This is a genomic window from Streptomyces sp. NPDC048637 (assembly GCF_040650675.1).
In the GTDB taxonomy this organism is placed as follows: Bacteria; Actinomycetota; Actinomycetes; order Streptomycetales; family Streptomycetaceae; genus Streptomyces.
Map to the genome: position 1 here is coordinate 25,605 of NZ_JBEZHQ010000059.1, position 16,082 is coordinate 41,686.

Consider the following 16,082-nt stretch of genomic DNA (forward strand, 5'->3'; position numbering starts at 1 on the left):
ACAACGCTCTGACCTGCGCGCTTAACCGTCGGTGAGAAGAACTGCCGTCATCAGCCTTCGATGCGGAACGCGCAGCCTTCACAGCGAGAGGTGGCAAGGCCACCGACTGAGTGTGTTCCGTGGCTGTTGACGGTCTCGTCGACGCAGGCGGTCAACCGGGAGTTGGCCGCAGGAGCATGCAGCGGCCCCCGGGCAGCAGCCGCCCGCCGAGCAGTACCGCGCAGGCTCCGACGGTCAGCAGCCCGCCGACGAGGAAGGTGCCCCGCACGTCGCCGAGCGGCAGGATCAGTCCCCCGAGCGCGGCGCCCACCGCGATGCCGGCGTTGTACGCACCGGAGTTCGCGGCGAGTGCGATGTCCGTGCGGCCCGGTGCGCAATGCAGCATCGCGTTCTGGGTGGTCATGAACACCGGCCCGAGTGCACCGCCCGTCAGCACCAGGAACACCACCGCCGCCACCGGATCGGTGCCGGCTGCGTACAGCCCGAGCATTCCCACCGCCTGCGTGGCAACGGCAGTGGTCAGCGCGGCGTGCGGAAAGCGGTCCAGCAGCGCACCGGTGATGCTCACCCCGGCCAGACACGCAACACCGAAAGTCACCAACAGGGCGCTGACCGTGCTCGGGGCGAACCCGCTCACGTCGCCCAGGAACTTCACGATGTAGGTGTAGCCCGTGAATGCCCCGGTGGCGGACAGGGTCCCGGCCGCCAGAACGGTCCCGAACCGGCGGGCGTCGGGACTGGTTCCGTAGGAGGTGTGGCCTTCTGTCGGACGCGAGGTCGGCAGCAGGGCGGCGATCGTCACCAGAGAGATGAGCCCCAGAGCCGCCAGCATGGCGACTGGCACCTGCCAGTGGCTCTGCCGGCCCAGCCAGGTCCCGGCGGGAACACCGAGCACGAGGGCAAGCGAACCGGCGACGGACAGCGCCCCGACCACCCGCCCGCGGACCTCGGGCGCGAACAGGCCCACCGCGACCGGCCCCAGCACGGCCCAGAACAGCGCCTGGGCCAGCGCGGTCAGCAACCGCGCTACGAGGAGCAGGCCGTAGGAGGTCGCCAGGGCCGCGACCAGACTGGACACGACGAGCGCGGCCAGCAGGCCCGTGAGGACATGACGTCGAGGCACGGCCCGCGTGGCGTGGGCGAGCGGCAGCGACGCGATGGCCACCGTCACGCCGTAACCGGTGACCAGAAGACCGGTCGCCGACACCGACACCCGTAAGCCCTCGGAGATGAGCTCCAGGAGGCCGACCGGCAGGCTCTCCGCAGTGTTGAAGGTGAAGGCAGCCAGCATCAGGGCCACGAGCACCGCCGACCTGCGCCAGGGAGCCGGTCGCGTCGTGACCCTACCGACTCTTCCTGTCCTCGCCCGTTGCGCCTGCTCCGTGGCACCGTCCATAGAGGTAGCTCACCGGGCTCACCGGACCGGCCGCAACCGAATTCATCAGCCCCGGCGGCTGCCTCGATAGGCCAGTGCCCTCATGAGGCCGCCTCTCGCCTCACGGCACTGCGTCCGGGCTCGCTGGGCACGACGCCCTGCTCCTCGCGCACATCCTGCGCACCGAACTGCCCATGCACCGCCCGCTGCCCGACGACAGCGGGCTCGCCCGCGCCATCGCCTGGCCTGCCCCCGCGACGACGGGACATGGACACCGATGTGGGCACGGTGACCCTCTCGCCGCGTCAACTCAGCGGCATTACCGTAGGTCCATGAAGGTCCTGATCATCGGCGGCAGCGGGTTCCTGGGGACGGAACTTGTGCGCCAGGCGGCGGCTGCGGGCTGGGAGACGGCCGCGACGTACTGCTCCCGTCCCAGGCGCATTCCCGGAGCCTCGTGGTATCAGCTCGATCTTCGCGACCCCGGGGACCTCGACGAGGTACTGGACACGGTTGCCCCCTGCACCGTCATCAACGCAACGAGCGGACAGAGCGACTGGGCGGTGACCGCCGACGGCTCGGTCCGTGTGGCGATGGCTGCGACGAAGCGTGGTTGTCGGCTGGTCCACGTCTCCAGTGACGCCGTGTTCTCCGGTTCCCGGACGCCTTACGACGAGTCCTGCCTGCCCGATCCGGTTACCCCGTATGGCGCGGCAAAGGCCGCCGCCGAGACCGCTGTGCGGCTCCTGGCGCCGGGTGCTGCGGTCGCACGCACCTCATTGATCATCGGGCACGGCGGCTCCGTGCATGAGCGCATGGTGCACGCCCTGGCTGCCGGCACACGCGAGGGCGTGCTGTTCACCGACGACATCCGCTGTCCGGTGCATGTCGAAGACCTGGCCTCCGCTCTGCGGGAACTCGCCCTGGCTGGCCGGGCCGGGATGTGCCATCTCGCCGGAGCGGACGCTCTCAGCCGTCACGAACTCGGCGTGCTCATCGCCCGACGCGACGGGCTCGACGCAACCCGGCTGCCTGCCGGGCGCCGAGCCGACACGCGGATGCCCGGGGCCCTCGACGTCCGCCTCGACAGCAGCGCCACGCAGGAGCACGTATGCACCCGGCTGCGTGGAGCCCGGGAGTTCCTCCAAGTCCGGTAGGGCGAAAGCGGACAGCACACTTGTGGTGACGCGTCACTTAGTTCGCTCCGACTCAGTTCGCTCCCGCGGCGGCGAAGAGGGCGGCTGCCCGTTGGCACCCGGGGGCGCTGCCGGGTTCGTCCGGGGCGGTTCCAGCTCGGCCGAAAAGGACGCGGCCGAGCTGGAACCGTGCCCGGTATCCGGCCGACTACCTGTGCCGGGTCGCGCCTGCGGCCCGCCGGACGCCGATGCGGCCGGTGACACGGCCGGTGCGCCGGCTGGTGAGGCATAGGGGAGAAGCGCCATGCGTCCTTGGAAGTTGTGCGGTGTCGCGGTAGTTGTCGCGCTGGCCGCCACCGCGTGCGGCAGCGGAGCGGGCGACGGGCCGGGCACCGACCAGGGCGCGGCGGGACAGGGCGGGGCCGGTTTTCCCGTACGGGTCGCCGACTGCCAGGGCGCCGGCACCACCTTCACCGCCGCGCCGCGCCGGATCGTCACCAGCAATGCCGCCGCCCTGGAGATGCTGCTGCGGCTGGGTGCGGGCGACCGGGTGATCGGGACCGGATTCCCGCCCGGCAAGGGCGCGTTGCCCGGTGGACTGGACGCGAAGGCCCGGAAGGTGCCGGTGCTGTCGAAGTCCGTGATCCCCAAGGAGAAGATGCTCGGCTCGGGCGCCGATGTGTACATCGATACCTTCGCGGCGATGAAGACCATGGGCGGGGCCGGTGACGCGCCGACCGCCGAGGAGTTCAAGGCGGCGGGTATCAAGCACCTCTACCTGGCGTCGACCGCCTGTGCGCCGATGGCCGACAAGCCGCAGCGCGATCTCTCCGGTGTGGAGGCGGACATCAAACGGCTGGGTGCGGTGACCGGCACCGCCGAGCGGGCGGACGCCCTCGTCGCGGGGATGCGGGCGAAGGTCGGGAAGGTACGCCGGGCGGTGGGCGACATCCCGGCCGGCAAGCGGCCGACATACTTCTTCTTCGACTATGACGCGGGAACCAAGCAGCCGGTCGCCTTCTGCCGCAAGCAGGTGGCCAACGCCGTGATCGGCCAGGCCGGGGCGCGCAATGTCTTCGAGGACTGTGACGGGGACGTCAAACCGGTCTCCTGGGAGGACGTGGTCGCCAAGAACCCGGACTGGATCCAGCTCGGGATCCGCAACCGGGGCGATGCGGCGGCCAACGCCAAGGCGTACGACGAGGCCGCGGCGTTCCTGAAGAGCTTCCCCGCCACCAAGGGGCTCGCGGCGGTGCGGAACGGGAAGTTCCTGCGGATCGGCTCGGAGCGTACGACGATCGCCGGGGTCGGCAACGCGGACACCGTCGAGGAGATCGCGCACACGATCCACCCCGCACGCTTCAAGGCGGCGCGGTAGTGGCCGCGCTGGTCGCCGATCCGCACCGATGCGAGGAGCGGGCCGACGGGGCCCGGCAACGGACCCCGCGCGCCGGGCTGCTCGCCGTGGGCCTCGGTGTCGCCCTGGTGGTGGCCCTGACCGCGGCGGTCTCACTGGGCGCCACCGATATCGCGCCCGGACATGTCTGGTCGGCGGTGTTCCGGCGGCTCGGCGGCGCGCCGCCCCGGCCGGGCACCGACGACCTGATCGTGTGGCAACTGCGCGTGCCGCGGGCGCTGTTGGCGGCGCTGGTGGGGGCGGGACTCGGCCTGGTGGGGACCGCGACCCAGGCACTGGTGCGCAATCCTCTGGCGGACCCCTATCTGCTGGGGATCTCCAACGGTGCGTCGCTGGGCGCGGTCACCGCCATCGTGCTGGGCGTCACCGCCGGTGGCGGCCTGGGGCTGGGGCTCTCGGGGGCCGCGTTCGCCGGTGCGCTCGGCTCGTTCGCGCTGGTGTGGTGGATGGCCCGGCGCGGCGGGGGATTCTCGCCGCTGCGGCTGGTGCTGGCCGGTGTGGGTGTCGGGCAGTTCCTGTCCGGCTTCACCAGCTATCTGGTACTGCAGGCCGGTGATGAACAGCAGACCCGCAGCGTGCTGTTCTGGCTGATGGGCAGCCTGAGCGGGGCCACCTGGAGCGTGCTGTGGCTGCCGGCCCTCGCGGTCGCGGCCGGCCTGCTGGTCCTGCAGGCGCGGGCCCGCGCCATGAACGCGCTGATCATGGGCGATGAGACCGCGGCCGGGGTGGGCGTGGACGTCACCCGGCTGCGCCGCGAGCTGTTCGTGGTGGCGGGTCTGCTGACCGGTGTACTGGTCGCGGTCTCCGGGGCCATCGGGTTCGTGGGCCTGATGGTGCCGCATCTGTGCCGGCTGCTCCTCGGCGGCGACCACCGACGGCTGCTGCCGCTGTCCGCGCTGACCGGTTCGCTGCTGCTGGTGGTGGTGGACGTCGTGTGCCGGACGGCCATGGACACCCAGGAACTGCCGGTCGGTGTCGTCACCGCGATGATCGGGGCGCCCGCCCTGCTGTTCATCCTGGACCGGCGGTTGGAGGCGGACCGGTGAACGTCGAGATCGAGGAACTGCACGTCGGCTACGCGGGACGGAATGTCGTCGCCGGAGTGCAGCTGATGGCGGCGGCCGGCGAGATCGCCGGGCTGGTCGGCCCCAACGGCAGCGGCAAGTCCACCGTGCTGCGCACCGTCTACCGGCATCTGCGGCCCACCGCCGGACGGGTACTGCTGGCCGGGACCGACCTCCGCACCCTCTCACCGGGCCGGACCGCACAGCAGGTCGCCGCGCTGCCCCAGGAGCGCGGCAGCGACTTCGAGCTATCCGTGCGCGAAGTGGTGACCATGGGCCGTACGCCCTACAAGCGGGCCTTCGCGGGCGACGACCGGACCGACCGGGAGACCGTCGCCCGCGCGCTGGCCGCCGTCGGCATGGCCGGACAGGGCGCCCGCCGCTTCTCCACCCTGTCGGGCGGTGAACGTCAACGGGCGCTCCTGGCACGGGCGTTCGCCCAGGACCCGGAGGTGCTGGTGCTGGACGAGCCCACCAATCACCTCGATGTGCGCCACCAGGTGGAGCTGCTCGCGCTGCTGCGCGCCCAGCGCCGTACCACGCTGATCTCGCTGCACGATCTGAACGCCGCGGCGTCCCTGTGCGACCGGCTGCATGTGCTGCACGCCGGACGGGTGGTGGCGTCCGGAACGCCCCGTGCGGTACTGACGCCGCAGCTGTTGGCCGAGGTGTTCGGGGTGCGCGCCGCGGTGACCGAACATCCGCTCACCGGGGACCCGTTGATCGCCTTCGACCACCGGGAGCCGCTGCCCGCCGACGGCGGGTGACGCCCACCCCGCACCCCTCACCCGGCCACGAAGTGGCTCGGCCGCCCCTGGCGATACACCAGCCGGCCGAGCCGCTCGGCAGCCACCCGGTGCAGCAACTCCCGCCGTCCGTCGGCATGTTCCAGCACACAGGAGTGCCAGGGCGTCAGCCACGCATCGGGCGCTTCGAGCAGCCGGATGCCGAACTTGGCCGACCCCCGCGGCTGTGGATGGATGGAGAGCCGGAACGCCCCCGGATGGTGTGCGGCGATCAGCTCGCCCCAGGCGCGGCTGCGCTGCATCACCCCGTAGGCGCGCCGGCGGCAGCTGCGCTGTAACGCCGACCGGGTTCCCGCGAAGGCGACGGCGTCCTCGAAGAGGAACCGGGTGATGCCCTGGTACAGCCGCCGGGTCGGCTCGTCGCTGCGGGTCAGGGACCGCAGGGTGTCCAGACCGGGGGCGTAGCGCTCGTGCACCAGGGACCGTTTGGCGTCGTGTGACAGCCGCTGCCCGTAGACATCCCGCAGATCGAAGACGTCGAGCCGGGTCAGGCCCTCGTCATGGATCAGTGCGCGCAGCGCGTCGGCGTACGCGTCGATGTCACGGTCGGGCACCTGGATGAGGTCGCTGAAGACATGTCCGTCCGAGCAGATGACCACCCGCGCCCCCGGCGGGTGGCACTCCGCGATCCGGGCGCAGAGCGCATCCAGGAAGCGCAGTGCCAGCCGTTCGCCCTCGTCGGGAAGGTGGCCGAGCACCTTGGCAGGGTTGGGCGACTTGCAGGGGAAACCCGGCAGGGTGAACACGATCGGCTCGCCCGCCGCCACCGGCGCGGCGAGCAGGCGCAGTTGGGCGGGGAAGGCGCCGGGGGAGTCCCCGTGCCCGGTGTCCAGGGTGCGCCGGTAGGGCAGGAGCGCGGCGAGCACCTCGGCACAGCGGGCGAGGTCGTCGGAGGGCGCCACCGGACGCGGTGGCGCCGGGCTGGTCAGCACGCGGCATCGGGCCCGTTCACACCGGAACCCGTGTACGGGCAGCGGCCGTAGGTCACCGGCAGCCGGCCGACACCGCGCGCCAGTACCGCCGGGGTCCACTCCAGCTCGTCCTCCGGGACGGCGAGCCGCAGGTCCGGCAGCCGTCTCAGCAAGGTGCCCAGGGCGATCTGGAGTTCGATACGGGCGAGCGCGGCGCCGGGGCAGAAGTGGATGCCGTGGCCGAAGGCGAGATGGGGGTTGGGGGTGCGGTCGAAGTGCAGGGCGTCCGCGTCGGGGAACTGCCGGGAGTCGCGATTGGCCGCACTCAGCGAGACGATGACGGAGTCGCCGGCCGGGATCCGGGTGCCGTGCAGCTCGGTGTCCTCGGCGAAGAACCGCCAGGTCGTCAGCTCGAAGGCGCTGTCATGACGCAGGAGTTCGTCGACGGCGCGGGGCAGCAGCTCCGGACGGGCGGCCAGCTCCGCGAGAGGGGCGGGATGGCGCAGCAGGGTGACCAGCGCCGTGGTGATCTGGTTGGTGACCGGTTCCTGTCCCGCGACCAGCAGTTGGAAGACCATCGAATCGAGCTCTTCCTGGCCGAGCCGGCCCGCATCGCGGGCGGCCACCAGCCGGGAGAGCAGATCCTCGCCGCGCTCGGCGTGCTTGTGGCGGACCAGATCGGCGATGTACTGCTGCAGCCCGCGCAGCCGCGCCTCGTACGCCGGCCGGCCCGGGTCCTCGGGCCCCACGGGCTGGACGACCTTCCCCCAGTCCCGGTCGAAGCGTTCCGCGAACTCCTCGGGAAGTCCGATGACTTCGGCGAGCACCTGAAAGGGGAAACGGGCGGCGAAGACCTCGACCAGGTCGGTGCCGCCGCTGTCCGGGAGCCCGTCGAGCAGGGCATCGGCGGTCGCCTGGAAGCGGGGGCGCAGCGCCTCGACGCGCTGCGGTGCGAAGGCATCGGTGATCAGCCGGCGCAGCGCGGTGTGCCGTGGCGGGTCCTGATGGAGCAGATGCACCTGGAGCTGGGAGTGCTGGGGCTCGGGCATGATCGAGGCGCGGGCCCGCCAGGCCGCGTTGCCCCGCGAGTGGTGCTTGCCCAGCCGGGGGTCGGTGAGCGCCTGATGAGCGGCCTCGTATCCGGTGACGAGCCAGGCGCACACCCCGCTGGGGAAGCGCACCCGATGGACCGGGCCGCGCTCCCGCAGCTCGGCGTACAGGGGATAGGGGTTGCGTTTGTACTCCGGCCCGTAAAGTTCGACGGGTTTGGACGATGGGGACACGTCGGCCTCCTCAACGGCATGGTCGCGGCGCCCGGTTGGCGCGGCGTTGGAGAGGTCGGGCAACGGGGGCGCCGAGTTCCCGCCGGGGAAGGTGATTTCGGCCGGGCGGGCGGCCGGGCGAGGCGCGGCGGGAGCGGGGGACACCGCTCAAACCCAGTTAGTCGGGCCCGGCGGCCGGTGAGTTCCGGCGGCGGAACGGGACAAACCTCACGTGCCCACAAGCCCCCGATCGCCCGCTCGGTGCCGCCGTCAGCTGCCACGATGACGCGATGTCCAGCTCTTCGGCCGACCGCAGTCGGCCTCCTCTTCGCCAGGCCGTCCCACGGTTGCTGCCCGCGCGGTCGGTCATCGGTTTCCTTGCGCTGCTGGTGGTGCTCGGCTTGCTGTCGTATGCGGCCGGGACCGCCGCCGGGCCGGTGGCCCCGGGGCTGCGCCCGGCCGGCGGCGTCCGTACGGGAGAGTCCACGCCCGCCGACGACGGGGACATGGGCGGGATGCACGGCATGGGTGCCGCGGCCCCCCGCCCGGTGCCGGTGGGAGCACCACGATGACGCCGGAGCCCCGGCCCGGTACCCCGTCGCCGGACCTCGCCCCCGCACCGGCCCGCAGTACCACCCTCACGATCGGCGGGATGACCTGCGCCGCCTGTGTGGGCCGGGTCGAGAAGAAGCTCGGCCGGCTGGACGGCGTCGCCGCCACGGTGAACCTCGCCACCGGCCGGGCCACGGTCAGCCACCCCGCGGCGGTCTCCGTCACCGACCTCATCACCACCGTCGAGGCGGCCGGGTTCACCGCACAGCTCCCCGCACCCGCCCCGGAACCGGATCCGGAGGACCGGCTGTCGTCCACCGGCCGCCCGGATGCCCAGGGCGCCCCGGACACCCAGGGCTCCCAGGGTTCCCAGGACGACGGTGCCCGCGCCGAGCGGCACCGGCTGCTGGTGACCGCTCTGCTCTCGCTCCCCGTCCTGGTCCTGTCGATGGTGCCCGGCTGGCAGTTCCGCGACTGGCAGTGGCTGTGCTTCGTGCTCGCCGCACCCGTAGCGGTCTGGGGCGCCGCCCCCTTCCACGCCCGTGCGCTCCGCGGTCTGCGGCACGGCGCGGCCACCATGGACACCCTGGTCTCCCTGGGCGTCGCCGCCTCCTTCACCTGGTCCGCCTATGCGCTGTTCTTCGGCGGGGCCGGTGCGCCGGGTATGACGATGCCGTTCAGCCTGCTGCCCACCGCCGGTGACGGGGCCGCCCACCTCTACCTCGAAGCCGCCGTCGGCGTACCGCTGTTCGTGCTGGCCGGTCGGCGGATGGAGGCCAGGGCCCGGCACGGCACCGGCGCCGCACTCCGCGCCCTGGCCGAACTCGCCGCGAAGGACGTCGCCGTACGCACCCCGGACGGTGAGCAGCGCATCCCGGTGAGCCGGCTGCGGGTCGGCGACCACTTCCTGGTCCGGCCCGGCGAACGGGTCGCCACCGACGGCACCGTGGTCGAGGGCAGCTCCGCCCTGGACCTGTCCCTGATCAGCGGAGAGAGCCGCCCGGTCGAGGTCGGTCCGGGCACGGCGGCCGTCGGCGGCGCGGTCAACTCCGGTGGTCTGCTGGAGGTACGGGCCGACGCGGTGGGCGCCGACACCCAACTCGCCCGGATCACCCGGCTCGTCGAGGACGCCCAGACCGGCAAGACCAAGGTCCAGCGGCTCGCCGACGCGGTGGCGGCCGTCTTCGTGCCCGCCGTACTGACCGTCTCGGTCAGCGTGCTGGGCTTCTGGCTCGGCGCCGGAGCCGAGCCGCAGGCCGCGATCACCGCCGCGGTGGCCGTCCTCGTCGTCGCCTGTCCCTGCGCGCTGGGGCTGGCCACCCCGACTGCGCTGCTGGCCGCCACCGGCCGGGGCGCCCAGCTGGGCATCCTGGTCCGGGGGCCGGAGGCGCTGGAGCGCCTGCGCCGGATCGACACCGTCGTGCTCGACAAGACCGGCACGCTCACCACCGGCCGGATGAGCGTCACCGCCCTCACCCCGCGCACCGGCGGCCTCGACGCCGCGGCGGCACTGCGGCTGGCCGCCACCGTCGAGCAGGGCTCCGAACATCCGCTGGCGCGCGCGGTCACCGCCCACGCCGAGGAACGGCAGCCGGGTCAACCGCTGCCGCCCGTCGCGGACTTCAGCGCCACGCCGGGGTACGGCGTACGCGGCACCGCGGACGGGCGTCGGGTGGAGGTCACCCGGCCCGGCGACCTCACGGGTCTGCCGGCTCCGCTGCCGGACGCGGTGCACACCGCGGAGGCGGCCGGCCACACCGCCGCCCTGGTCACCGTCGACGGCACCCCGGAGGCCGTCCTCGCGGTCGGCGATGCGCTCCGCCCCGACAGCTATCGCGCCGTCGACCATCTGCGCCGCCTGGGACTGCGGCCGGTGCTGGCCACCGGTGACCGTGCCGCCACGGCCCGCGCGGTGGCCGGCCATCTCGCCATCACCGAGATCCATGCCGAGGCCCGCCCCGAGGACAAGGCCGCACTCGTCACCACCCTCAAGGAACAGGGCGGCCGGGTCGCCGTCGTCGGCGACGGCGTCAATGACGCGGCGGCCCTGGCGCTCGCCGACCTCGGGATCGCCATGGGCAGCGGCACCGACGCCGCGATCGGCGCCGCCGATGTGACCCTGGTACGCGAGGACCTCCAGGCCATCGCCGACGCCGTGCACCTGGCCCGGCGCACCCTGGGCACCATTCGCGGCAACCTCGCCTGGGCCTTCGGCTACAACCTCGTCACCGTGCCGCTCGCCGCCGTCGGCCTGCTCAATCCGATGCTGGCGGCCGCCGCCATGTCCGCCAGCTCACTGCTCGTCGTGGGCAACAGCCTCCGGCTGCGCGCCTGGCGGCCGCGCGGTGCCGGCCCGTCCGCCCGCCGCCCCCGGGCGCAGGCACGTTGGGAGACCCGATGAAACGGCTGCCCGTCTCGGCCGTCGCCGTACCACTGCTCACCTGTCTGGTGACGCTCAATGTCCTTGCCCTCTGGACCGCCACCGGCAACGCGGGGGCCCCCGCGAAGCTGAGCGTCCCCGAGGGCCGGGTGCTGATCGCCGGCGGATCCGAGGCCACCGCCGCGTTCTTCACCATCCGCAACTCCGGTGGCGCGGATGACGTGCTGACGGGCGTGACCGGCCCGGCCGGCCATCGCGCGATGCTCAGCCGCACCGTCGACATCGGGAACAACGCCCGGCGCATGGAGATGGTCCGCACCGCCACCGTCCCGGCCGGCGCCGCCCTGAGGATGACGCCGACCGGCCTGGACGTCATGGTCAGCCCGCCGCCGCGGCTCGCGCCCGGCGACCGGCTCACCTTCACCCTGCACTTCCGCCACAGCCCACCGCAGACCGTACGGGCGCGGGCAATACGCCCCGGCAGCAGGTGAATCAGGCGGAGCCGGGGCCACGGCGGGGCTCATGGCCCGGGCTCCCGCCCGCCCATGAGCCCCGCCGCCGGCGTACGAGCGGTCCGTCAGGCCACGGCGTCCGCGTAGACCCGCGGCCCGTCGGCGGGCTCGGTCCGCTCCGCTTCCGTCAGCAGCGTGACCAGCGTCTCCCTGGCGCGCGCCACCCGGGACCGCACGGTCCCGATGGGACAGCCCATCACCCCGGCCGCCGCCGCGTACGGCAGCCCCAGCAGCTGGGTGAGCACAAACGCCTCGCGCCGCTCCGGCACCAGCGCGGCCAGCAGTTCGGCCAGCGCGACGCCCTCGTCGAACCCGGGCACCCCACGCGGCTGTACCCGTTCCGCGGCCGTCTGCCAGTCGTCCGTGGCGGCCAGCCGGGGCCGGGTCGCGTGGGACCGGATCCGGTCCGCCACGACCCGCCGGGCGATCGTCAGCAGCCAGGTCCGCGCCGAGGACCGGCCCTCGAACCGCGGCAGACTGCGCAGCGCCCGGACGTAGGTGTCCTGCACCAGGTCGTCGGCCGCCTGCGGGTCACCGCTCAGGTGCGTCACATAGCGCCGCACATCGAGCTGAGTGGCCCGGACGAACTGCTCGACGGCCCGCTCGTCACCGGTACGGGCGGCCAGCGCCCAGCCCGTCACCGCCTCGTCATCCCGCATCCCGCGACCGCCCCTCGCCGCACAGCGCGGCTTCGGGGAGGATGGACACATGCTCTGCTCGCGCATCCGTACGGCACTCTCCGCCCGCCTCGACGGCGAGGAACTGCCCCCCGGACTCACCGCCCGCCGGCTCGACGACCATCTCGCCGGCTGCCAGGACTGCCGGCGGTGGAACGCGCAGGCACACGCCCTGACGGCCGGCCTCGACCGCGCCACCGCGCACCCCGAAGGTGACCGGGCGGCCGCCGATGCGCTGCTCGCCCGGCTGCGGTCGGCTTCCGTACTGCCGGGCCCGGTTTCTCCCGGCACGGCGGATACCGGTGGCAAACGAGCCGGTTGACGCGGCGGCCCTGGGGCGCCCGCCCCCGCCGACCGGTGCGTCGGCAACGGATGCGGGCAGCGGTGCCACCGGCATCCGGACAGGATTCATCATCTGGAGTCCTTCGCATGATCCGGTCACCGCGCTCCGGCGGGGACCGGTGAAGTCGGAGCCGGGACCCGGGCGCGTGCCATCGGCGCCCGTCCGTCCACCGGCTCGGGAATTCGACCGTGCTGTCAGACGACAGCCGGCTCCTGCGGCGGACCCCGCAACGACCTCGTATGCGCCAGCAACAACTGCCGCACCGCCTGCCGCGGCTCCTGCCGGGCGGTGCGCGCGGCGGGCCGCGTCTCGGGCAGCGCGATCCGCAGGACCAGCACCAACGGCGCGAACAGCCAGGCCGACACGCACCGGACGAGCCGGAACGCGGCCCGCTCGCCACCCCACAGCCACCCGGCGCTGAGCAGGGCGACCAGCAGGTGGGCCGCGAGCATGCCGGTCGCGCTGCCGTGCATCCCCGGCATCTGGTGCGCGGGGGCGGCCATCTCTCCCATGTGGTCCATGCCCTGCATGGAGGACCCGTGCCCTGTCGAGGGCATGGCCGCCATCTGCTGATGCATCAGCCGCAGCTGCTCGGCGTGGTCACGGCCGGCGGACGGCATCCCTTGAGCGCCGCACAGCCAGCTCTCCGCCCACTGGCGCGCGAGCGAACGTCCGCCGCCACCGGAACCGGCGACCGCCTGGCCGAACGAGAAGAGAGTGTGCAGGGCGGCCTGGGTACCGACGGTCAGCAACCCCACCAGCAGCGGCCCACGTTCACGACCCGCACAGCACCAGGCACCGGTCGCGGTGCCGACACCGGCCGCGAGCAGCATCCAACCCGGTATCGCGGCATCCGACATCACCACGTGGCCCAGCGCAGCGAGCAGCACACAGACCGCCGCGAACACCGCGGCACGCAGCCCCCTGAGAACCTGCCCCGCATCCATGACAGGCCCATCGTCGCACCCCGGCTTCACGGGGGAACGAGAGGGGCCCCGACCTGCTGTTTCCCGTGCTGCCGGGGTGCCTTCGACGGGGGCCGCGGCCAGTTGCCCTGCGGTCAGCGGCTCTTGGCCGGCGCCCGCCGACGCGGCCCCGGACAGGCGCGGTCGTCTGCCGACCCTCCCGAGCCGGTCGGCTAGCTCGGGCAGATCGCGGCCTCGATATGGGCGAGGTGGGCGGCGAGGATCTCGTCGAACGCAGCGCGGCGGTCCACCCCAAGGGGGCGGACGTCGCGGGCGAAGTGGGCCAGGGCCGGGAAGCGTTCGGGGTCGGCGCCGAGTACCGCGACGCGGAACAGCTCCATGCCCTGTTCGTACTCTCCGGGGGTGATGGTGCTGAATCCGGCCTCGGAGGCGATCAACGCGGAGATGAGGACCGCGATCCGGTGGTAGCGCGCGGGGATCTCCTCGTCGGGAAGTCCCGACGCCCGCAGAGCCTGCAGTATCTCTTCCATGACCAGCCGGGAACCGGTGCCGCTTGACGCGTAGCGTCCCCAGACCGAGGCGAGCTGGGGGTGCTCACCGAAGGCCGCTCGCATGCGCAGGGCCAGGGCCGTGATGCGCTGCTTCCAGTCGCCCTCGGGGCGGTAGCCGTCCATGGCGGCCAGGAGGATCCGGTCGGCGACCGCGCGCAGCAGTTCGGTCTTGCTGCGGAAGTGCCGGTAGAGGCTGGAGGAATCGGTCCCCAGCACGGCGGCGAGCTTGCGCACGCTGAACGACTCGGCGTCGCTCGTGCGCAGCAACTCCGCCGCCGCATCCAGGATCTCCTCGGTTGACCAGCGCCGTCGGCCTGCCATCTCACCCCTCTCGCCGCGACGCATCCTAACCTATGCACTTGGTGTTGCACGCACCGCGTGCATAATGAGGACATGAGCGTGCCGAGCGGCCCGGCAGCAGGCGGGCCGGCGTGCCACGCGTTCCTGTTACCCGGGTCAGGCGGCCGACGTGGCCCTCATCCGGGACATACGAAAGGACGCATGCCATGAGGAACCCGCTGGACAGCGCGGAGCTGAACACCGCCCTGGAAAACGTCCACCGCGCCGGGATGCCGGGCCTGTTCGCGGAGGTGCGTGACGGCGAGCAGGTCTGGCGCGGCGCCGCCGGGGTCGCTGATGTCGCCACCGGCCGCCCCGTCACCGCCGATATGCGGCACCGCGTCGGCAGCATCACCAAGACCTTCACCGCCGCCGCGGTTCTGCAGCAGGTCGAGAGCGGTCAGATCGGTCTCGACACGCCGATCGGCCGGTACCTTCCGAGGCTGGTTCCCGGAGCACGCGGTGACGCGATCACGGTCCGGATGTTGATCAACCACACCAGCGGCCTCGCCGAGTACCTCCCCTATGCCTACCCCTCCCTCAAGGCGTTCCCCGCCTTCGCGGACACCGGGCCCCAGAGCCTGGACGACAACCGGTTCACGCGGTTTCACTCCACCGAACTGATCGAGATGGGCGTCACCGCACCTGCCGTCGGCACCCCGGGCGGCACTCCGGGGGTGTACTCCAACACCAACTACCTGCTCCTCGGCGCACTCCTGGAACAGGTGACCGGCACTCCGGCTGAGCGGTACATCACCCGGAACGTCATCGAGCGCGCCGGACTCCGGGACACCGAACTCCCCGCCGCACCGCACGTCAACGGGCCGCACTCGCAGATCTACGAGGCGTGGTTCGGCATGATCGACCCGCCGCGCGACTACAGCGACTACGACATGTCATTCGTGGGGCCGGCGGCCTCGCTGATATCGACCGTCACGGACCTCAACCGCTTCTTCGGCATGCTGCTCGCCGGCGAGATCGTCAGCCCGTCGTCGCTGGCGCAGATGCAACGCACCGTCCCCGTCGTCTCCCAGGAGGGAAAGACGATCGACTACGGCCTCGGCCTGCACCCGATGGAGGCGCCCGGTCAGGGCACCTTCTGGGGCCATGGCGGCACGGTCTGGGGTGCCGGAGCACTGGCCATGACCAGTGCCGACGGCAAGCGCCAGATGTCCGTCGCGGTGAACCTGCAGAGGTGGAACAGGCTCGACTCCTCGGGCAGGCCGCAGCCCCATCCCCTCGACGACGCGCTTGCGGCTCTCCACCGAGTGGCCATGTACGGCTGACCGGGCAGCTCATGCGAAAGGGTTCGGGGCGGGGCCGCGGGCACCGCAGCGCCCGCGCCACGGACTCCACTGACACAGACCCGGACCGACACTCCCTCTTCGAGCGCCTGGGCGGGGTCCTCCCCGTAGCGGACGAGGCCGCCTTCAACGTCTTCTCCGCGCTGACGGGGACGCTGACCACCCACTACTGGTACCTCGCGACACTCACGTCGTGGGCCGCCGGCCACGGCATCGCCTCCGAGGACGCGGACCGCTACGTTCGCGGCCTCTTCCAGGGCGTCGGTCGCGCGCTGAGCGACGAGACCCGTTCCCTGCGCCAACTCGCAGCCGACCACGAGACCCCGAAGGGAAACAACGAACGCATCCGCACCACCTGGTTCGACCCGGCCAATTCCGAGGCCCTGACCGGTGCACTTGACGCGCTCCTCACCGACCTGACATAGCCACGCCGGCAGTCACGGCGGTCGGCCGGGAAGTGCGGCTCCACCGGCAGATAGACCCCGCCGGCCTTGAACACGGCCAGCACGGCGACCAGCCACTGAAGA

At 72.5% G+C, this 16,082-nt stretch carries 16 protein-coding genes; 10 read left to right on the forward strand and 6 right to left on the reverse strand.

Going from position 1 to position 16,082, the window contains the following annotated elements; translation table 11 throughout:
- Positions 1-151: 151 nt before the first annotated feature.
- On the reverse strand, positions 152-1,291 hold the full coding sequence (locus AB0C46_RS38345) for an MFS transporter (RefSeq protein WP_362833756.1): 1,140 nt from the start codon (positions 1,289-1,291) through the stop codon (positions 152-154).
- A gap of 416 nt (positions 1,292-1,707) precedes the next feature.
- On the opposite strand from AB0C46_RS38345, the gene AB0C46_RS38350 reads away from it, so the two are divergent.
- The 4 genes from AB0C46_RS38350 (at position 1,708) to AB0C46_RS38365 (ending at position 5,759) form a co-directional block, all read left to right on the forward strand.
- Positions 1,708-2,532 (forward strand): sugar nucleotide-binding protein, encoded by an 825-nt coding sequence (locus AB0C46_RS38350; RefSeq protein ID WP_362833743.1) that lies wholly within the window; start codon positions 1,708-1,710, stop codon positions 2,530-2,532.
- Between the two features lie 283 nt (positions 2,533-2,815).
- A complete protein-coding gene (locus AB0C46_RS38355) occupies positions 2,816-3,889 on the forward strand; it encodes an ABC transporter substrate-binding protein (RefSeq protein WP_362833744.1) in 1,074 nt (357 codons plus the stop codon).
- Positions 3,890-3,897: 8 nt separating this feature from the next.
- On the forward strand, positions 3,898-4,974 hold the full coding sequence (locus AB0C46_RS38360; protein WP_362833757.1) for an iron ABC transporter permease: 1,077 nt from the start codon (positions 3,898-3,900) through the stop codon (positions 4,972-4,974).
- Complete coding sequence (locus AB0C46_RS38365; RefSeq protein ID WP_362833745.1) at positions 4,971-5,759, forward strand: ABC transporter ATP-binding protein; 789 nt, start codon at positions 4,971-4,973, stop codon at positions 5,757-5,759. The genes AB0C46_RS38360 and AB0C46_RS38365 overlap by 4 nt, the downstream gene beginning before the upstream one ends.
- Positions 5,760-5,776: 17 nt before the next feature.
- Here the strand turns inward: AB0C46_RS38365 and AB0C46_RS38370 are convergent, their stop codons facing one another.
- A complete protein-coding gene (locus AB0C46_RS38370) occupies positions 5,777-6,730 on the reverse strand; it encodes an isocyanide synthase family protein (RefSeq protein ID WP_362833746.1) in 954 nt (317 codons plus the stop codon).
- Positions 6,724-7,992 (reverse strand): cytochrome P450, encoded by a 1,269-nt coding sequence (locus AB0C46_RS38375; protein ID WP_362833747.1) that lies wholly within the window; start codon positions 7,990-7,992, stop codon positions 6,724-6,726. Before AB0C46_RS38375 ends, AB0C46_RS38370 begins: the two co-directional genes overlap by 7 nt.
- Before the next feature lie 269 nt (positions 7,993-8,261).
- Between AB0C46_RS38375 and AB0C46_RS38380 the strand changes: the two genes are divergently transcribed.
- From AB0C46_RS38380 to AB0C46_RS38390, 3 genes are all read left to right on the forward strand, one after another.
- Positions 8,262-8,543 (forward strand): hypothetical protein, encoded by a 282-nt coding sequence (locus AB0C46_RS38380; protein WP_362833748.1) that lies wholly within the window; start codon positions 8,262-8,264, stop codon positions 8,541-8,543.
- Positions 8,544-8,623: 80 nt separating this feature from the next.
- Entirely contained in the window at positions 8,624-10,924 is a 2,301-nt protein-coding gene (locus tag AB0C46_RS38385) for a heavy metal translocating P-type ATPase (RefSeq protein ID WP_362833758.1), read from the forward strand.
- The gene (locus AB0C46_RS38390; RefSeq protein WP_362833749.1) at positions 10,921-11,394 is read left to right on the forward strand and encodes a copper chaperone PCu(A)C; all 474 of its coding nucleotides are present in this window, start codon (positions 10,921-10,923) and stop codon (positions 11,392-11,394) included. The genes AB0C46_RS38385 and AB0C46_RS38390 overlap by 4 nt, the downstream gene beginning before the upstream one ends.
- Before the next feature lie 86 nt (positions 11,395-11,480).
- On the opposite strand, the gene AB0C46_RS38395 is transcribed toward AB0C46_RS38390, so the two are convergent.
- Entirely contained in the window at positions 11,481-12,074 is a 594-nt protein-coding gene (locus AB0C46_RS38395) for a sigma-70 family RNA polymerase sigma factor (protein WP_362833750.1), read from the reverse strand.
- A gap of 49 nt (positions 12,075-12,123) precedes the next feature.
- Between AB0C46_RS38395 and AB0C46_RS38400 the strand changes: the two genes are divergently transcribed.
- Positions 12,124-12,414 carry a zf-HC2 domain-containing protein gene (locus tag AB0C46_RS38400; protein ID WP_362833751.1) on the forward strand — a complete coding sequence of 97 codons (291 nt, stop codon included), beginning with the start codon at positions 12,124-12,126 and terminating at the stop codon, positions 12,412-12,414.
- A 215-nt stretch (positions 12,415-12,629) separates the two neighbouring features.
- Here the strand turns inward: AB0C46_RS38400 and AB0C46_RS38405 are convergent, their stop codons facing one another.
- Both AB0C46_RS38405 and AB0C46_RS38410 read right to left on the reverse strand, forming a co-directional pair.
- Entirely contained in the window at positions 12,630-13,382 is a 753-nt protein-coding gene (locus AB0C46_RS38405; protein ID WP_362833752.1) for a PE-PGRS family protein, read from the reverse strand.
- 191 nt (positions 13,383-13,573) lie between these two features.
- A complete protein-coding gene (locus AB0C46_RS38410) occupies positions 13,574-14,233 on the reverse strand; it encodes a TetR/AcrR family transcriptional regulator (protein ID WP_362833753.1) in 660 nt (219 codons plus the stop codon).
- A gap of 185 nt (positions 14,234-14,418) precedes the next feature.
- Here AB0C46_RS38410 and AB0C46_RS38415 point away from each other — a divergent pair, with 185 nt between their 5' ends.
- On the forward strand, positions 14,419-15,537 hold the full coding sequence (locus AB0C46_RS38415) for a serine hydrolase domain-containing protein (RefSeq protein ID WP_362833754.1): 1,119 nt from the start codon (positions 14,419-14,421) through the stop codon (positions 15,535-15,537).
- 11 nt (positions 15,538-15,548) lie between these two features.
- The gene (locus tag AB0C46_RS38420) at positions 15,549-15,980 is read left to right on the forward strand and encodes a hypothetical protein (RefSeq protein WP_362833755.1); all 432 of its coding nucleotides are present in this window, start codon (positions 15,549-15,551) and stop codon (positions 15,978-15,980) included.
- Positions 15,981-16,082 lie beyond the last annotated feature (102 nt).

Bases quoted from the DNA above. Each gene is read 5' to 3' on its own strand.
- AB0C46_RS38345 (WP_362833756.1), bottom strand. From the start codon at position 1,291: ATGCTGGCTGCCTTCACCTTCAACACTGCGGAGAGCCTGCCGGTCGGC.
- AB0C46_RS38350 (WP_362833743.1), top strand. From the start codon at position 1,708: ATGAAGGTCCTGATCATCGGCGGCAGCGGGTTCCTGGGGACGGAACTT.
- AB0C46_RS38355 (WP_362833744.1), top strand. From the start codon at position 2,816: ATGCGTCCTTGGAAGTTGTGCGGTGTCGCGGTAGTTGTCGCGCTGGCC.
- AB0C46_RS38380 (WP_362833748.1), top strand. From the start codon at position 8,262: ATGTCCAGCTCTTCGGCCGACCGCAGTCGGCCTCCTCTTCGCCAGGCC.
- AB0C46_RS38385 (WP_362833758.1), top strand. From the start codon at position 8,624: ATGACCTGCGCCGCCTGTGTGGGCCGGGTCGAGAAGAAGCTCGGCCGG.
- AB0C46_RS38390 (WP_362833749.1), top strand. From the start codon at position 10,921: ATGAAACGGCTGCCCGTCTCGGCCGTCGCCGTACCACTGCTCACCTGT.
- AB0C46_RS38395 (WP_362833750.1), bottom strand. From the start codon at position 12,074: ATGCGGGATGACGAGGCGGTGACGGGCTGGGCGCTGGCCGCCCGTACC.
- AB0C46_RS38400 (WP_362833751.1), top strand. From the start codon at position 12,124: ATGCTCTGCTCGCGCATCCGTACGGCACTCTCCGCCCGCCTCGACGGC.
- AB0C46_RS38405 (WP_362833752.1), bottom strand. From the start codon at position 13,382: ATGGATGCGGGGCAGGTTCTCAGGGGGCTGCGTGCCGCGGTGTTCGCG.
- AB0C46_RS38410 (WP_362833753.1), bottom strand. From the start codon at position 14,233: ATGGCAGGCCGACGGCGCTGGTCAACCGAGGAGATCCTGGATGCGGCG.
- AB0C46_RS38415 (WP_362833754.1), top strand. From the start codon at position 14,419: ATGAGGAACCCGCTGGACAGCGCGGAGCTGAACACCGCCCTGGAAAAC.
- AB0C46_RS38420 (WP_362833755.1), top strand. From the start codon at position 15,549: ATGCGAAAGGGTTCGGGGCGGGGCCGCGGGCACCGCAGCGCCCGCGCC.